Source organism: Streptomyces sp. XD-27 (assembly GCF_030553055.1).
Lineage (GTDB): Bacteria > Actinomycetota > Actinomycetes > Streptomycetales > Streptomycetaceae > Streptomyces.
On the sequence record NZ_CP130713.1, the window covers coordinates 1,993,652 to 2,009,783 of the forward strand.

The 16,132-nt window shown below is 74.5% G+C and carries 8 protein-coding genes and 2 pseudogenes; 6 read left to right on the forward strand and 4 right to left on the reverse strand.

The window, feature by feature from the left end; all coding sequences use genetic code 11:
- Positions 1-65: 65 nt before the first annotated feature.
- Positions 66-1,100, forward strand: a complete 1,035-nt coding sequence (locus tag Q3Y56_RS08535) for a LysR substrate-binding domain-containing protein (protein ID WP_304461348.1) — start codon at positions 66-68, stop codon at positions 1,098-1,100.
- A 29-nt stretch (positions 1,101-1,129) separates the two neighbouring features.
- On the opposite strand, the gene Q3Y56_RS08540 is transcribed toward Q3Y56_RS08535, so the two are convergent.
- The gene (locus Q3Y56_RS08540) at positions 1,130-4,240 is read right to left on the reverse strand and encodes an alpha-N-acetylglucosaminidase (RefSeq protein WP_304461349.1); all 3,111 of its coding nucleotides are present in this window, start codon (positions 4,238-4,240) and stop codon (positions 1,130-1,132) included.
- A gap of 203 nt (positions 4,241-4,443) precedes the next feature.
- On the opposite strand from Q3Y56_RS08540, the gene Q3Y56_RS08545 reads away from it, so the two are divergent.
- Positions 4,444-5,295 (forward strand): serine hydrolase, encoded by an 852-nt coding sequence (locus Q3Y56_RS08545; protein ID WP_304465520.1) that lies wholly within the window; start codon positions 4,444-4,446, stop codon positions 5,293-5,295.
- On the opposite strand, the gene Q3Y56_RS08550 is transcribed toward Q3Y56_RS08545, so the two are convergent.
- Entirely contained in the window at positions 5,292-6,791 is a 1,500-nt protein-coding gene (locus Q3Y56_RS08550) for a peptide ligase PGM1-related protein (RefSeq protein WP_304461350.1), read from the reverse strand. The two genes, Q3Y56_RS08545 and Q3Y56_RS08550, sit on opposite strands and share 4 nt — an antisense overlap.
- Positions 6,792-6,804: 13 nt before the next feature.
- Positions 6,805-8,226, reverse strand: a complete 1,422-nt coding sequence (locus Q3Y56_RS08555; protein ID WP_304461351.1) for a trans-aconitate 2-methyltransferase — start codon at positions 8,224-8,226, stop codon at positions 6,805-6,807.
- 303 nt (positions 8,227-8,529) lie between these two features.
- On the opposite strand from Q3Y56_RS08555, the pseudogene Q3Y56_RS08560 reads away from it, so the two are divergent.
- The 4 genes and pseudogenes from Q3Y56_RS08560 (at position 8,530) to Q3Y56_RS08575 (ending at position 13,363) form a co-directional block, all read left to right on the forward strand.
- Positions 8,530-10,462, forward strand: a pseudogene (locus Q3Y56_RS08560) (hypothetical protein).
- Positions 10,463-10,567: 105 nt separating this feature from the next.
- The gene (locus tag Q3Y56_RS08565) at positions 10,568-11,527 is read left to right on the forward strand and encodes a metal-dependent hydrolase (protein ID WP_304461352.1); all 960 of its coding nucleotides are present in this window, start codon (positions 10,568-10,570) and stop codon (positions 11,525-11,527) included.
- A 1-nt stretch (position 11,528) separates the two neighbouring features.
- Positions 11,529-12,614, forward strand: a complete 1,086-nt coding sequence (locus tag Q3Y56_RS08570) for a PDR/VanB family oxidoreductase (RefSeq protein WP_304461353.1) — start codon at positions 11,529-11,531, stop codon at positions 12,612-12,614.
- A gap of 47 nt (positions 12,615-12,661) precedes the next feature.
- The gene (locus Q3Y56_RS08575) at positions 12,662-13,363 is read left to right on the forward strand and encodes a TetR/AcrR family transcriptional regulator (protein ID WP_304461354.1); all 702 of its coding nucleotides are present in this window, start codon (positions 12,662-12,664) and stop codon (positions 13,361-13,363) included.
- A 40-nt stretch (positions 13,364-13,403) separates the two neighbouring features.
- Here Q3Y56_RS08575 and pulA read toward each other — a convergent pair.
- Positions 13,404-16,117: pseudogene (gene pulA / locus Q3Y56_RS08580) on the reverse strand (pullulanase-type alpha-1,6-glucosidase).
- Positions 16,118-16,132 lie beyond the last annotated feature (15 nt).

Genomic DNA, 16,132 nt, shown 5'->3' on the forward strand with positions numbered 1-16,132 from the left:
CGGGCCGGGCCCCGTCCAAGATCGAAAGGGCTCCTCGGCGATATCGGCATCGATATCGTTGCAGCGTGGACCTGCTGCGTCACCTGCGTTACTTCCGAGCCGTCGCCGAGGAATTGCACTTCGGCCGGGCGGCCGAGCGGCTCGGCATGGCCCAGCCGCCCCTCAGCCAGCGGATCCGCGGGCTGGAGGAGGAGTTGGGCGCCCGGCTGTTCGACCGGTCCTCGCGCGGCGTACGGCTGACCGCCGCGGGCGAGGTGCTGCTGGCCGAGTCGGAGGAGCTGCTGGCCGCCGCCGAGCGCACCCGGAAACGGGTCTCGCTGGCGGCGAGCGGCGCGTACGGGACGCTGCGCGTCGGGGTGCCGCCGGAGCTTCCGGGGCGGGTGCTGGCCGAGATCCTCACCGCCTTCGCGGCCGAGGTCCCCGATGTGCGGCTGGACTTGCAGGAGATCGGCACGGCGGGGCAGCTGCGGCTGCTGGCCGAGCGCGCTTTGGACACCGGCCTGGTCCAGCGTCCGGCGGACCTCGCGGGCCTGACGAGCGGGCCCGCGGTGAGCCTGCCGCTGGGCGTGGTGGTGCCGCGCGACTCACCGCTCGCCGACACCGTCGCTTCCGGCGGCTTCGGAGCCACCGGTGACCTGCCCCTCCAGGAGCTGGCAGGCCACCCCCTGGTGATCTTCCCCAGGGACGCGGCGCCCGGCCTGTACGACGCCACGCTGGCCGCCTGCCGCGCACGGGGCTACCGCCCGCCGTCGGTGGTCCACGCGGGCAGCCCCGAGGTGGTGCTGGGCCTGGTGATCGCCGGGCGCGGGATCGCGCTGGCGCATGCCGCGGTCGCCCGCAAGGAGCCGCGGGTCGTCTGGCGTCCGCTCGCCCCGGACGCCCTCCGCTGGGACATGTCCTTCGTCTGGCCCGCCGACGCCCCGCACCCGGCCGCACCACGGCTGGCGGAGGTGGCGGCGGCGGTGCTGGGCACCGAGGACCCGACCGGGCCGAGGGCCGCGGCGATGCCGGCCGCCGAGACCCCGGCCGAGCCGAGCGCGGCGGCAGCACCGTCGCGGCCCTGGGACGTGGTGTACGCGCCGCCGGGGGAGGCCGTCTAGCCCGGTCGGCGGCGCGCACGGCGTCCGCGTCAGCCGAAGCGCCAGCCGCTGAACTCGACCGTTCCGCGCGCCCCGTCGCCCCCGTTCGCCGCCGTCATGAACAGGCCCGCGTCCTGGGCGGCGGCCGTGCGTGGCACGGTCACCGTCGCGACCGTCCGCCACGCCGTGCCGTCGGCGTCCGTGGCCAGCTCCCCCGTGTAGGACGCGTCGCCGGTCCGGGTGAGACGCAGCCACACGGGGGCCTTGACCCCCGTGATCCGCTTGTACGTGTCGAGTGTCCCGTCGCCGTTGGCGTCGTACGACAGCACCACACCGCCGGCCGGGGTGGCGGCCAGGTTCACGAAGCCCGCCGAACCGGCCGTGGCCAGGCGGTCCCGCACGACGATGCCCGCCCGCGCCCACGGGCCCGTGGCCGCCTGGGCGTCCACCCGCACCGTCACCTGCGCCCCGGCGGCCAGCGCGCCCTCCCGGTAGACCGCGCCGAACTCCGCCGTGGCCTTCCACAGGTCCTGGCCCGCGCCGTCGATGGCGAACCGGCCGCCCGCCTGCCCGAAGACGGCCGCGTTGGTGGTCACCGTCCGCAGCCCCGCCTCCAGCGGGCCCGCCACCCACAGCCTCTCCTCGCGCACCACCCGCACCCGCCGCTCGCCCCGCGGCCCGTAGGACACGGCGAGTTCGTACGGCAGCGGCTTCAGCGGCGCCTCCAGCGGGGTGTCGGGGGCCGTGGCCCGCCAGCGCACCGTGCCGCTGCCGCCCGCCTCGACGCCCGGCAGGGTCGCGGACCCCTGCGGCACGGCCTGCAGACCGGTCACCTCGAAGTCCACGGCGCCGGTGGCGCGCAGCCCGTTGACGTTGCGGAAGACGGCCGTCAGGGTGCCGCTGCCGCCGGGCGGCAGCGCCGACGGCTCGGCGGTGACCGCGACCGTGCCCTGGTACGGGGCCTTCGCCAGCGTCTCGAACACCCGCAGCGCGGTGCGGTGGGCGTCGGTGGTCGGCCGCACCGGGTACGCCGTGCGCTCCCGCGTCCACGGCTCCTCGATCGCGTACCAGTCGAAGACCTCGGGCTCCCGTCCCTCGGCGAGGGCGTCCTCCAGCTCGTCCAGGTAGCGCTGCCACCGGGGCAGGTGGAAGTCGGCGATCAGGCCGTTCCAGTCGCGGTTGGCGTAGTTGATCAGCTTTCCGGCGTCCGCCGTCGCCCGGTCGCCCCAGGTGGTGAGCAGGATCCGCGCGGTCCGCTCGAGCAGCGCCGCCTCCGCGTCCCCGGACGCCAGCCGCTTGGCGTCCTCCAGCCACGGGCCCAGCAGGAACCGGCGGTGGGCGCCCGCCATCTCGTCGCTCAGCCGCATCAGCTTCAGCCACAGCCGGGACAGGGCGGCGAAGGTCTTGCGGTCCTTGCGCAGGTAGGCGGCCTGGAGCTGCGGGATGAGCTGCCAGGAGCGGTTGGCCAGTGCCTGGCGGGCGACGTCGGTCAGGTCGTGGCGGTACGCGTCGCTGCCGCGCAGCGAGGGCCGTACCGTGAGCAGCGCGGCGAGCGCGGCGTCGAACGCCGCGGGGTCGAACGCGGGGGTGTGGGTGGCGTAGTGCGTGCCCGAGCGCGCGGTCAGGCTCGGGCGGGCGGCGAAGACGCTGTCGTGCGGGCGGCCGTCGCGGCTGCTGATCTCGTACGCGGTGTCGCGCAGCGCGGCGAACGCCTCCCGCGCCCGCTCGTCGCGCCCGCCGAACCGCACGTCGGCGTATTCCCTGAACCACTCCGCGCGGTCCACCGCGGCCTCGCGCCACGCCAGCTCGCTGAACAGCTCGAACGCCGCCGGGTCGCGCTCGGCCGCCTCCGCCATGTACGCGGTGCCCACCAGCTTGCTGCCAGGCTTGTCCCGCCAGGTGGTGAACCGCTGGGTCCACATGTGCGTCTTGGCGCCGATCGTCGTCCGGCCGCCGAAGTTGGGGATGGTGCCGAACGCGTACGGCACCCCGCCCCAGTCCTGCTCCCGGTCCGTCACCCGTTCCAGGTCGGACAGCCCGTCCACCACCAGCATCCGGTCATGGTCCACGGCGTCCAGCAGCTCGCGCCGGGGGTTCTCCTGCCAGCCGAGGATCACCCAGGTGGCCCCGGGACGGGCGGCCCGCAAGGCCGCCTCGACGGCTCGCGCCGCCGCCGCGACCGGTACGTCGCCCGCGCTGCCGCCCTCGTGCAGCAGGTCCATCTTGAAGAGGTCGACGTCACCGAAGAGGTCCCGCTGGTGCCGGTAGAAGGCGGCGGCCACCTCGCGGAAGGCCCCGGTGCGCGGGTCGAGCCAGTCCGGGCGCTTGAACCCGTGCCACTCGCCCTGCGGGACCGTCCGGGCGCCCGGATTACGCGCGGCGAAGCCGTCCGGAACGGTGCCGAAGTAGCCGGGGAGGACCGGCGCCATGCCCAGTTCGCGCAGCCGGTCGCCGATCCGGCGGCCCAGGTCGGTGCGCTTGGCCAGCAGCTCCGGGCTCATCGGCCCGCCGTACGCGCTGAGGTTCTGCAGCAGCCACCACGGCTGGTGGGACGGGGCGGGAAGCCAGGCGCGGGCCTCCTCGTCGGAGTAGCCGAAGTCCTTCAGGAGCCGGTGGTAGACCGCTTCCTGACCGGTGGTGACCAGCAGTTCGTTGCAGCCGTGCAGGGCGGCGACGTCGATCAGGCGCTCCCAGCGGGCCCAATCGGCGTACGGTGCGGTGTATCCGTCGTGGGTGTCGTTGAACGCGAAGCGGTGCGGCAGCGACGTCGCCCGCTCCAGGGCGCCATCCGGCGCGGGCAGCTTCCCCGGCAGGTCGAGCTGGTCGCCGGACCACGAGATGTGGGCGCGGCAGGTGTACTTGAGGTACCAGTGGACGCCGGTGAGCAGGACCGCCGGACCGGTCCCGGCCACGGTGATCCGCCCGCGCGCCCCGGTGACCCGGAACCGCTCGGCGCCGTCCTCCTCCTCGTCCAGCGCGCGCAGCCGGAACTGGTCGGCGTGGTCGGGCAGCAGCCGCTCCAGTGCGGCCCGCGCGGGCCCGGTGTCGAAAGGTCCGGCGTCCCCTTCGTCGGCCGCCGCCGGGGTAGGGCTCCCCAGTGCGGCCCCGGCACCGAGGGCCCCGGCGGTTCCGATCAGCGTACGTCTGGTCAGATCACTCACGTGTGCCCTCCAGGCAAAGGCCAACGATGTTGTGCGCACGGCACGTTAACCACGGTGACGGTCGGGAGCAATGGCGTGTACGTGACGTGTCCGGCGGGGGCCGCGGGCCGGTACGGCACGATGGCGCGGTGGACGAGCTGATCGGCGGGACGAACAACGCGGAGATCGACGAGGCGGTCACCGCCCTGGGGGCGCGGCTCAGGCTGCACGCGGCGTGCGTGGACTGCGGCCGCCAGACCGGGCTCCGGGCGGACGAGCCGGTGGTGCTGGCCTCGGTCGTCAAGGTGCCGCTGGTGCTGGAGTTCGCCCGGCAGGTCGCCCACGGGCAGCTGGACCCGGCGGAGCGGGCGGTGGTGCGGCGGGCCGACCGGCTGGGCGGGACGGGCACGGCGGGCTGTCTGGACGATGTGGAGATGAGCCTGCGGGACCTGGCCGGGTTCGCCCTGTCGGTCAGCGACAACTCGGCGGCTGACGTGCTGTTCGAGCGGGTGGGCGTCGACACGGTGCGGCTGCTCGTCAGGGAGCTGGGCCTGTCCCGTACGCGGATCGTCGGCTCTCCCCGCGCGCTCCTGCGGAGCATGATGGAGGACGTCGGCGCGGCGGACCCGGCCGCGTTCGCCGCCGTGTATCCGGCCCTCTCCCCCGCGCGCCTGCGGGCCCTGCGGGTCAGGGACCCTCGGCACACCAACGGCAGCACCGCCCGCGAGATGACCCGCCTGCTCTCCCTCGTCTGGACCGACCGGGCCGGTCCGCCGGGGGCCTGCGCGCAGGTCCGCGCGCTGATGGCCCACCAGGTCAGCTGGCATCGCCTGGCGGCGGCGTTTCCGGAGGACGTGGCGGTCGCCGCCAAGACGGGCACGCTGCTCGGCGTACGGAACGAGATCGGCGTCGTCACGTACCCGGATGGCGGCCGCTATGCCGTCTCCGTCTTCACCGAGACCGCTGACCTCCGCGACCGGCGCCCCGACCTCGACGCGGCGATCGGCACGGCGGGGCGGGCGGCGGTGGAGGCGCTGCGGGGCTGCTGCGGCCCGGCGCCGCACCGGCCCCGCTAACTCCCCGGGGCCAGGGCGTCGACGAGTTCGCGCAGTCGCCGCATGAGCGCGGCCGCGTGGGCGCGGTCGGTGCCGATGCACAGGGCACCGAACTTCCCGTACCGGACGACCGGGCTCATCATGTGCAGCACCACGCCGGTTCTGCGGACCGGGTCGTACGCGAGGGGCGAGTCGGTGACGGCGCGGATCAGCTGTGCGGGGCGGAGCCCCACGTACCGGAGGTCCATGATGCCGTCCGACGCCTCGTAGACGTACTCGGTGCCCTCCACCAGGAGGCGCCCGTCGTCCGCCGGGGCCGCGCCGAGGAGCGCGGCGGCCATGGCGAAGGCGTGCTTCGTGCCCGTGGCCCGCAGGTTGACCTCGCAACCGAGCAGCCGCCAGCCGGATCCCGAGCGCAGGGCGAGGAAGTCGACCCCGTAGTCCCCGCGGTCCACGCCGTGCTCCAGCAGGACCTGGCCCACGCGCAGTCCGTAGTCGATGATCTGCGCCCGGTAGTCCGCGTGGGCCGGGAAGGTGCATCCGATGTAGCTCTGGCCGCTCGCGCCGAAGACCTGGTCATGGGTGGAGACGGCCTGTGCCTCGCCGGTGCCGGTCAGCCGGCCCTGGAAGCTCGGGCTGAGCATCGGGGTCCCTTCGAGCAGCTCCTCCGCGATCGCGCCGGAGTCCTTCATGAGGGCGACGAAGTCGTCCCAGGTGATCTTGGTGTCCACCAGGGTGGCGTGGGGCAGGGCATCCGCGACCAGCTTGTCCACAGCGTCGTCCGGCGCGGAGGTGACGGCCTCGTCCAGTGCGAGCAGGGCGTTGCCGAGCCCGCCACCGTAGGCGGTGCTGTTCAGCTTCAGCACGACCTTGCGGTGCCCCGCCCGCACGAGCTTGGCCACTTCGGCTGCGAGCGCGGCGAGGTCGTGGCACAGGTCGGTCCCCGCGGGCAGCGGGATGCCCGCGGCGGCGAGGATCCGGCGGCCCGCGTGCTTGGTGGCCAGCGGGATGCAGGCGGACGACGCCTGGCTGCCGGGTACGCCCAGGTCGCGGGCGAGTTGTTCGAGTGGCTCGGACGGCTCGAAGTAGCTCAGCCGGACATCGGCTCCCGCGCTCCGCTGGTCGTCCACGAACGCGCGCAACGCCCGCCGTACGGAGGCCGCCTGCGGGTTGGCGGGGTCGAGGACCTTCTCGCTCAGCCAGCGGGAGGAGTCGTCGTCGAGCGGCACGATGCGGACGCGGTCACGTGCGCTCTGCCGCGCGCCCGCGTCGGCGTCGTCGAGGCCGCCGGTCAGGAGGGTCAGGTAGTAGTCCAGCTGCTCGTCCGCGTCGGCCATGGGCGGGGCCGTGACGTAGAGCAGGTGTCCCCCGGCGCGGCAGACGGTGGCGACGATCGCCGGACCCAGCAGACGTTCGGGGAAGTAGGTCGCACCGGTCAGGCGCTCCAGCACCTGGGCGCTGCACTCGCGGCTCTCGATGTGGATGCGCGCCAGGGGGCGGCGGTGGGCTTCGGTCACGGTGTCCTCGTGGCTACAGGCGGCGGCCGGAATGACGCATTGCGATAACGTGCGTGCCCGCGTCGAGGTCGCGGTCTCCCACGGTGGCGTGCACGCGGTGGTGTTCGACGAGCTCCAGCCCCTCGTCCGCGGCCAGGGCGATGAAGTTCTCCGGGTAGGTCTTGCGTTCGACGTCGTAGTCGACGCCGGCCACCAGCGCCTCCAGCTCCAGCACGCAGAAGCGCACGCGCTGCCACGGGCTGGAGTCCCCGGCGTGGAAGAGGCGGTCCCGGCGCGTCTCCGCCAGGAGCGCGTGCAGCCGCTCCGGCGACCGCCTTCCCGGGTCGCGCAGGGCCCGCAGGCGCCGCCGCTCGGCCGGCGGGAGATCCTCCTCCTGAATGTGGGCGAGGGCCTGGTCGATGTAGGTGAAGTGATGGTCGATGATGGCCCGCGTCCGCTCGGCGACCGTCGTGAAGGGCGCGATCATCTCGTCCGCGACCACGATCAGGCCGCCCGGCGCCGTGTGCCGCTTGAGCCCCCTCAGGAACACGCGGGTGTCCAGGTGGTGCGAGGCGCCGACCGACACCGTCACGGGATAGTCCCGCGCTCCCGCGAAGTCGGCGATTCCCGCGTTGTACGCGGTGATCGAGTGCCGTGCGGCGTTGCGCAGCAGGTGGGGGAAGGCGGCCGGGCTGGGCTCGACCGCGTCGATCCGGGCGCCCGGGAACATCTCGGCGAGCATCACCGTCGGCAGGCCGGGCCCGCTGCCCACGTCGAGCACGGTGGGAGGCGGCGTGCGGCAATGGGCCCGTACGCTGCGGCCCAACTCGACCATCTGGAGCGCGTATGCCGGGTGCGTGGCCTCGAAGAGCGCGTACTCGTCGACGCTGATGCGCGCCTCCCACCGCTCCGTGAAGCTGCCGTCGCCGCCGTCCGCCGGGCGGCGGCGCGGACGTGCGGGCTCGCCGTGCCGGCCGGCGGGGCACGGGTCGTGGTCGCGGACGAACTGCGGAACCGCCGGGACGCCGGTCCGGTTGAGCACGTCGCAGGCGAGCGTGGCGACCAGCCAGCTCTCGTGTTTGAGCGCCCCCTCGAGCAGGGCCTCCGCGCCCGGGGGCAGCGGCCCGGCGCCGGGCAGGAGGCCGGTCAGCCGCTCGGCGAGCTGCCACACCTCGGCCGCCTCCCGCGCCACCGGTAACGGGTCGCGGGCCACCAGTGACGCGCTGCCGGTCATCGGTGACGCGCCGCCGATCACCGATGACGCGCCGCCGCGCCGCGCGGACGCCGGTCCGGTGCTCTGTCCACGGGCCCCGACGCGACGGCCGCGGACCAGGGCGCCCTCCGCCAGCCGCTCGACCGTCACCACGGCGCGGGGAACCGTGAGTTCGAGGCGGCCCTCCCCGCCCGTGCACGGGGCTTCGATCCGCCGCGCGTACGCGGTGACACGTTCCCGCACGTCCTGCCATCTCACGTCGGCCGGTAGCCGAAGGGCCCGGTCCGGCAGCCCGTTCTGACACTCCTGGACCACTTTGGCGACCACGTCGTCGAGACGCTCAGGTGAATCGATCACTGACACATGACGCGGCAAGTCCACAGTCGTCCTCCCGAACACGCGGATCCGATGCGGCGGCTGGAACGGAGCCTTGAGTGTGATGGAGCCCGTCAGCCTCCGGCAAGACCGTCCAGAAGCGGCAGATGCCCCGGCCACGGACCAACGGCACTTGGTGACCATCTCGCCCCGTGACTCGTTCTACGGGTCGTGGACCAGCAGCAGGCGACAGCCCCCCTCCCCGGGCCCTTCGGGTCCGTCGACGTCGAGCAGGCCGAGGCCGCCATCGTCGAGCACTACCCGCGGCTGGTGCGCCTCGGCTACCTGATCCTTCCGCCCGGTACGGCGCGCAACCGCCGGGTGCTGACGGCGCACGCGCTGACGCAGCGGGCGCTGCCGCGGCTGCGGCCGGGCGGCGGCGAGGTGTATCTGCCGGAGCAGCGGACGGCCGAGGGGCTGCCCACGGACCCGGCGTACGCGTATGTGCGGCTGCGGGTGGTGCGCGGCGCGCTGGAGGCCGGGCGGGGGCGCCGGTTCTGGCGGCTGCCGCGGCGGGCCCAACTGCCGCCGCTGCTGCCGCAGGTGTGGGGGCTGCGGCTGTTCCCGCGCTCCGGTGGCGCGGACGAACTCGCCCTGGACCAGGCGCTGTCGGCGCTGACCGGGCCCGGCCGGGCGGCCTATGTGCTGCGCGGGCTGGAAGAGTTGACCGACACCGAGGTCCGGGAGCTGCTGACGGCCGCCGGGGTGAGTGATCCGCGGGCCGCGCTGACCGAGGCGGACACGGTGCGCGACCCGGCGGGCAGCCGGGACGGATCACCGCTGGAGTCCGCGGAGTTCGACCCGTGCCTGCTCCAGGCGCGGCCGACGGACCTGCTGCGGCGGCGGCAGCACGTGCGGGCCGCGCTGGTGGGCGGCGTGGCGCTGGTGGTGTGCGGCGCGCTGCTCGGGGTGCCGGGCGAGGGCTGGGGGCCGAACGGCCGGATGGCCGGGCGGTACGCCCCGTATCCCGCCGTCGAACAGGCCCTGGACCCCGCGCGGCTGACCCGGGTCTCCCCCACCGCGTGGCGGAAGGCGACCCGGGCGGACTTCGCGGCGTGGCCGGCGCGCGGCGGCCGGTTGGCCGACACGGCGCTGCTGCGCCGCGCGCTGGCGGCGTGGGCGCGGCCGGGCGACCGGGTGCGGGTGACGGCGGCGCCCGGCACCTCGTCGGGGCCGCCCGCCGGGCCGCCGCAGCTGCTGTTCGCCGATGACGTGGACGGCTCGACGGTGGTGCTGCTGCACGACGGGCTGCGCGTGGTGCGGTACGCCGAGGTGGCGGGCGGCGGCGCGGTGCTGGACTTCGCGCGGGCGGACGCCGGGAACGCGGCCTCCACCACGGCGCTGGTCGTCGACCGGGCCGAGGGCGAGGTCCGTTTCCTCACCGCCCCTTGGGTGCGGCACGCGGCGGTTCGGGACCTGCTGCGGCCCACCGATCCCGCGCGGGCCCTGGCGCGCTCGGCCAGCGGGGTGACGGCGCCCGTGGCCAGCCCCGCGGCCCGCTCGGGGGCTGCGAGAGCTGGCGCGCGCTGCAGTTCGGCCGGTATGTGGTCACCGACCTCGGGGACCTGATCCCGGCCCGGCTGACGTACGGGCCGCCGGGCGCGCCGGGCGAGGCGGCGGGCGCGCAGGCACGCGCGAGCTGGGCCCGTACGGCGTGCAAGCTGTCGGCGGTGACCTCGCGCGGGGTGCGCAGCGTGAACTCCTGGCGGTTCGCGGCGCAGCCGCTGCCCGACGGGACCGGCAGCGCGGCGTGGGCGTGCGTGCGCGTGGAGACCTGGCGGGGCAGGGGCAGCAGCGTGCTGGCGGAGTTCCAGCCCCTGCGGCGAAGCCGAGCGCGCCGGGCATGGTCGCGGCGGTGGCGGACGACACGGCCGCGTGCGGGCCGCGGCAGCCGCGGGTGCTGGCGGGCGTGCTGTGGAAGGCGCGGGGCGGCCAGTGGTACGTGATGGCGGCGGGCAGCCGCCAGGTCACGTCGATCGCGGCCGGCGGCGCGGTGACGGGGGCGGAGGCGGGGCGGGTGCTGGCACTGCCCGCCGAGGCGGGGGCCCGCCCGAGGCTGCGGGCCCGGCTGGCGGACGGCAGGCTGATCAGGCCGCTGCGCTGAGCGGTCCTGCCCTGGGGTCAGCCGCGGGCAGCCGCCTCCCTCCCGTGCGAAAAGTTCGCCGCACGAGCCTGTTGCCGGAAGAGAACCGGCCAGTACATTGACACCATGTCTAACAAGGCGAAGGCGCAGCCCGCTCCGATAGCGTCGGAGCACACCCCGCTGCGTGCCCGCAACGTCTCCTTCGCGTGGGCGGACACGCCGCTGCACTGGATCCCGGGCGACCCGTGCGCGACCCACACGATCAACGTGTTGCACCTGCTGCTCCCGGCAGGCGAACGCTGGTTCGTGCATGTGTACAAGCAGATCCTGCCCTTCATCCGGGACGACGCACTGCGCGAGGACGTCATCGGGTTCATCGGCCAGGAGGCGATGCACGCGAAGGCGCACGACGACGTGCTGCCGCACCTGCGCGAGCTGGGCCTGGACCCCACGCCGTACACCGCGCAGGTGGACTGGATGTTCGAGAAGCTGCTCGGGGACCGGACGCTGCCGCCGGGCCGGGCGAGCCGGTGGTGGCTGCTGGAGCGGGTCGCCATCATCGCGGCGATCGAGCACTACACGGCGTTCCTCGGGGACTGGGTCCTCAATGCCCAGGCGCTGGACCGCAAGGGCGCCGACCCGATGATGCTGGACCTGCTGCGCTGGCACGGCGCCGAGGAGGTCGAGCACCGCTCGGTGGCCTTCGACCTGTTCCTGCACGTCGACGGCGGCTACCGGCGCCGGGTGCGGACCTGGGCCACCGCGTTCGGCGCGCTGGTCTTCCTGTGGCAGCGCGGGGTGCGCTTCTTCATGGAGAACGATCCGACGTTGGCCGACGGCGACGGCAGGGCGAGCTTCAAGGAGCTGCTGCGCGCCGGACGGGAGGGCGTGCTGCCGCACCCCGGTGCCATGGCGCGCTCGATCCCGCAGTACCTCAGCCGTTCGTACCACCCGTCGCGGCACGGCAGTTCGGCGCAGGCCGCCGCGTACCTGGCCGGGTCGCCCGCCGCGCTGGCCGCCGACGCCCGTACCCGTGCCGGCAGCGAGGCCCGTACCGCCGACGCCCGCACCACCGGAGGTTCCTGACATGCCCCTGCCCCGCGCCCGCACGGCCCTGCTGGTCGCCGGGACCGCGCTGCTGGCGCGGCGGTCCCTGCGGCGACGGATCAAGGCGTCTCCGCTGTGGCCCTTCCCCGCGCTGCCGGAGCCCATATCGGGGGTCGGGCGGCGGCGGACCGGCGACGGCCGCGAGCTGCTCGTGGTGGAGCGCGCCGAGGAGGCCGACGGCGTCGTACGGCTCCGCCTGGAGGGCGAGGAGCTGCCCCGTTGGGAGCCGGGCGCGCATGTGGACCTGGTGCTGCCCTCGGGCGCGGTGCGGCAGTACTCGCTCTGCGGCGATCCGGCCGACCGCTCCTCGTACACCGTCGCCGTCCGGCTCGTCGAGGACGGCCGGGGCGGCTCGCGGGAGGTGCACGAGCAACTGCACGAGGGCACGGCGGTGACGGTGCGCGGTCCGCGCAACCGCTTCCCGCTGGTGGCCGGCCGTGCCTACGTGTTCATCGCGGGCGGCATCGGTATCACCCCGATCCTGCCGATGCTGCGGGCGGCCGAGGCGGCGGGTGTGCCGTGGACGCTGCTCTACGGGGGGCGGTCGCGGGCGACGATGCCGTTCCTGGACGAGGTCGAGAAGCTGGGCGCCGCGGGTGGTTCGGGCCGGGTGCGGATCGTGGCCGAGGACACCGACGGGCTGCCGGATCCGGCCGCCGCGCTCGCCGAGGCGCCGCGCGACCGCGCGGTCTACACCTGCGGGCCCGAGCCGCTGATGGCGGCGGTCGCCGAACTGCTTCCCGAGGGCGCCGAGTTGCACACCGAGCGGTTCACGCCGGTGGCCCCGGGCGCGGGCGGGGAGCGCGCGTTCGAGGTCGAGTTGCGGCGCAGCGGCCGCATGGTGGCGGTGCCCGCCGGGCAGAGTGTGCTGGCCGCCCTCCGCGAACGGGCGCTGCCCGACCTGCCGTACTCCTGTCAGCAGGGCTTCTGCGGCACCTGCCGGCAGTCGGTGGTCTCCGGCGAGGTCGACCACCGCGACGAGCTGCTGACGGACTCCGAGCGCGCCGGCTCGATGCTGATCTGCGTCTCGCGGGCCTGCGGGGACCGTCTCGTCCTGGACCTGTGAGCCGTATCGTCGCGGGCCCGTTCACCTTCGGTCATTAGAGTGGGTGCATGACGAGCGGAGTGCGCCGGAGAATGGGCGTTCAGGAGCGACGCGAGCAGCTGATCTCGGTCGCGCTGGAGCTGTTCAGCCACCGCGCGCCCGAGGACGTCTCGATCGACGAGATAGCGGAGGCCGCGGGGATATCGCGACCGCTGGTCTACCACTACTTCCCGGGCAAGCAGAGCCTGTACGAGGCGGCGGTGCGGCGGGCGGCGCAGGAGTTGGAGGGCCGCTTCCAGGAGCCGCAGGAGGGCCCGTTGGGCGCGCGGCTGCTGCGCGTCACGCACCGGTTCTTCGACTTCGTGGACGAGCACGGGCCGGGCTTCTCGGCGCTGATGCGCGGCGGCCCGGCGGTGGGCAGCAGCAGTACGAGCGCGATCATCGAGCGCGTACGGCAGGAGGGGTACGAGCAGATCCTGCGGCACCTGGGGATCGCGGAGCCCTCGCCCCGCGTGGAGCTGCTGGTCCGTTCGTGGGTGTCGCACGCCGAGACCACGGCGCTGCTGTGGCTGGACGGCCGCCGGGTGCCGCGCGGGGAGCTGGAGCGGCAGTTGGTGCACGACTTCGCGGCGCTGACGGCGGTCAGCGCCGCGTACGACGACGGCGTGGCGGAGCTGCTGCGCCGGATGCTGGCGGAGGAGCCGCCGGCCGGGCCGCTCGCCGAGCTGGCGACCCGGCTGATCGGCCTCGTCCCGCAGACGGCTCCCTGAGCCCGCGGGGCGAGCCGCGGGCCCAGGAGCCCTTCGGGACCTAGCCGCGGGCGAAGACCGCCACGGTGCGGGCCGGGACCGCGAAGGTGCCGGAATCCGCCTCGTACGAGGAGGTCTTCACCACCGCGTCCGCGCCGGCCGCCTGCACCGGGTGCAGCCCGTACCGCTCCCCCACGAGAGCGGGCACCGTCTGGCGCTGCCGCTCCGGGGTGGCGTTGAAGACCACGACGAGCGGTCCGAGGCGCATGGTGATCACGCCCGGCGTCTCGTCCGTGCCGGAGAGCGGGAAGGACAGCGCGGACTGCACCTGGGCGGTCGTGGCCTGGCTGAACGCCTTCTCCGTCGTACGGATCCGCAGTAGGTCCCGGTACGCGGCCGAGGCGCCGGTGGTCTCCGCGCAGCCGGGGCGCAGTGCCGGGTCGGCCAGCAAGGGCTTGCCGTACGGCCACTTGGGCCGGTTGTCGGCGGCCGGGGGCAGCCCGCGGCCGAAGCCGTTGCCGTCCTGGCACCGCCAGTGCAGGGCGTTGAACCAGTCGCCGCTGTCGTAGGAGTTGCGGTCCAGCGACTTCGAGCGCAGCAGGTCGGTGCCGGCCTGGCTGAGCGCCGGGCCCTGGGAGAGCGCCGCGGTGGCCATGGCCAGGACCTGCATGCGGGCGCGGTCGGCGGCGGAGGTGCCCTGCGGGAGTTTGAAGGCGAGGGCGTCGTAGAGAGTCTCGTTGTCGTGGGCGTCGGCGTAGGCGAGGGCGTCGCCGGGGTCGGCGGCGTAGCCGGCCGGGGAGCCGTTGTAGTCGACGTCGGAGCCCTTGACGCGCTGCCCGCGGGTGTCGGTGAAGGAGAAGTCCCTGAGGTTGCCGCTCAGTCCGACCTTGATCAGGTCCTGGTAGTGGAGCAGGCGGGCCTTCGCCTGCGCCGGGTCGCCGTTCGCGGGCGCGCCGTTGGGGTCGGTGTACAGACCGGAGGCGAAGCCCTGGACGCGCGGGTCCTCGTCGAACGGGCCGCCGCCGCGCACCGCGTCGCGGGCCCGGTCGCTGAAGGTGGCGATGCCGGTGCCCGCCATGTTGCGCTGGGTGGCCTGCACGAAGCGGGCGTCGTTCGCGACCTCGCCGAAGTTCCAGCCCTCGCCGTAGAGGATGACCGCCTTGCCGTCGACGCCGTCCTTCTCCATGGTCAGGGCGTCGAGGGCCTTGCGTACAGCGAGGATGTTGGCCTTGGGGTGGTGCCCCATGAGGTCGAAGCGGAAGCCGTCGACCTTGTACTCCCTGGCCCAGGTCACCACCGAGTCGACGATGAGCTTGTCCATCATGCGGTGCTCGGGCGCGGTGTTGGCGCAGCAGGTGGAGGTGGCGACGGCGCCGTCGTCGAGGAGGCGGTGGTAGTAGCCGGGCACGATGCGGTCGAGGACGGACTTCTCGTCCTGGCCGGCGGCCACGGTGTGGTTGTAGACGACGTCCATGACGGTGCGCAGGCCGGTGCGATTGAGGCCCTGGACCATCCGCCGGAATTCACGGGTGCGGCCCGGACCGTCCGGGTTCGTCGCGTAAGACCCCTCGGGGACGGTGTAGTGCAGCGGGTCGTAGCCCCAGTTGAAGCCGTCCTTGGCGGCGACGGCCGCCGTGCACTCCTGCTGCCGCTCGGAGTCGGCGGGCAGCGCGGCCAGGTCGCAGTCGGGTTCGGCCTGGTCGGCGCGGTTCTCGGGGACGGTGCCGAAGTCGAAGGCGGGGAGCAGGTGGACGTACGACGTGCCGGCCGCGGCGAGCCGGGCGAGGTGCTTCATGCCGTCCGAGCCCCGGTCGGTGAAGGCCAGGTAGCCGCCGGGGTGGTCGCTGGTGCGGTCGGCGATGGAGAAGTCGCGGATGTGCAGTTCCTGGATCTGCGCGTCGCGGGCGGGCACGGCCCGTGGCTTATTCAGCGTGGACCAGCCCCGGGGGCCAGGTCCGGGTCGCGCAGGTCGGTGACGAGGCTCCGGGTGGAGTCGGCGGTCAGGGCGGTGGAGTAGGGGTCGGTGACCTTGTTGGTGACGACCCGGCGGACGCTGGGGGCCCAGACGGTGACGGCGTAGCGGTACGGCTTGCCTCGCCAGCTCCGGTCCCCGGTGACCCGCCATACGCCGCTGTCGGCGTCCCGGCGCATGGGAACGGCCCTGCCGCCGTCCAACTCCAGCGCGACGTTGCGGGCGGTGGGGGCCCAGACGGCGAGGGTCGGACGGCCGTCGCGGAAGACGGGGCCGAGCGCGGCGCGCGTGGCGGCGTCCCCGTACAGGTCGTCCAGGGCGCCGGGGATCTGGACTCCGGTGGCCGCGGTGACGGTGCCGTCGGCGTCCGTCCGCGCGGCGACGAGCTGACCGCGCAGGGCCTGGCGGACCCGGTCGCGGTCGCGCGGGTCGATCCGGTAGGCGGGGAGGTCCTTCAGGTGCGGGTAGGCGGCGCGCTGGGCGTCCGTGAGGCCGCCGTCGACGGGGGTCAGGCGCAGGTGGCCGGTCGCGCCGGTCAGCTTGCCGTTGTCTACGGCGATGCCGCCGTCGGGCGCGTACGCGAGTGTCTGACCGGTGGCGTCGGCGGGGTCGGTGCGCCAGGCGATGGTGTCGCGGTCGATCCACTGCGCCTTGGACTTGGTGAGGTCGACGGGCGGGTCGGACGTCTGGGCCGCCGCGACCCGTGCCACGGGGACGGCGAGGGCGTGCGGTGCGGCGGGGATGACCGCCGTGGCCAGGGCGACGGCGACGGTGATCGCCGTCCGGCGCGGTGAGCGGATCAAGACTGCGTCTCCTCG

Excerpts from the sequence above, each read along its gene's own strand:
- Q3Y56_RS08565 (WP_304461352.1), top strand. The coding sequence starts at position 10,568 with ATGTCTAACAAGGCGAAGGCGCAGCCCGCTCCGATAGCGTCGGAGCAC.
- Q3Y56_RS08570 (WP_304461353.1), top strand. The coding sequence starts at position 11,529 with ATGCCCCTGCCCCGCGCCCGCACGGCCCTGCTGGTCGCCGGGACCGCG.
- Q3Y56_RS08575 (WP_304461354.1), top strand. The coding sequence starts at position 12,662 with ATGACGAGCGGAGTGCGCCGGAGAATGGGCGTTCAGGAGCGACGCGAG.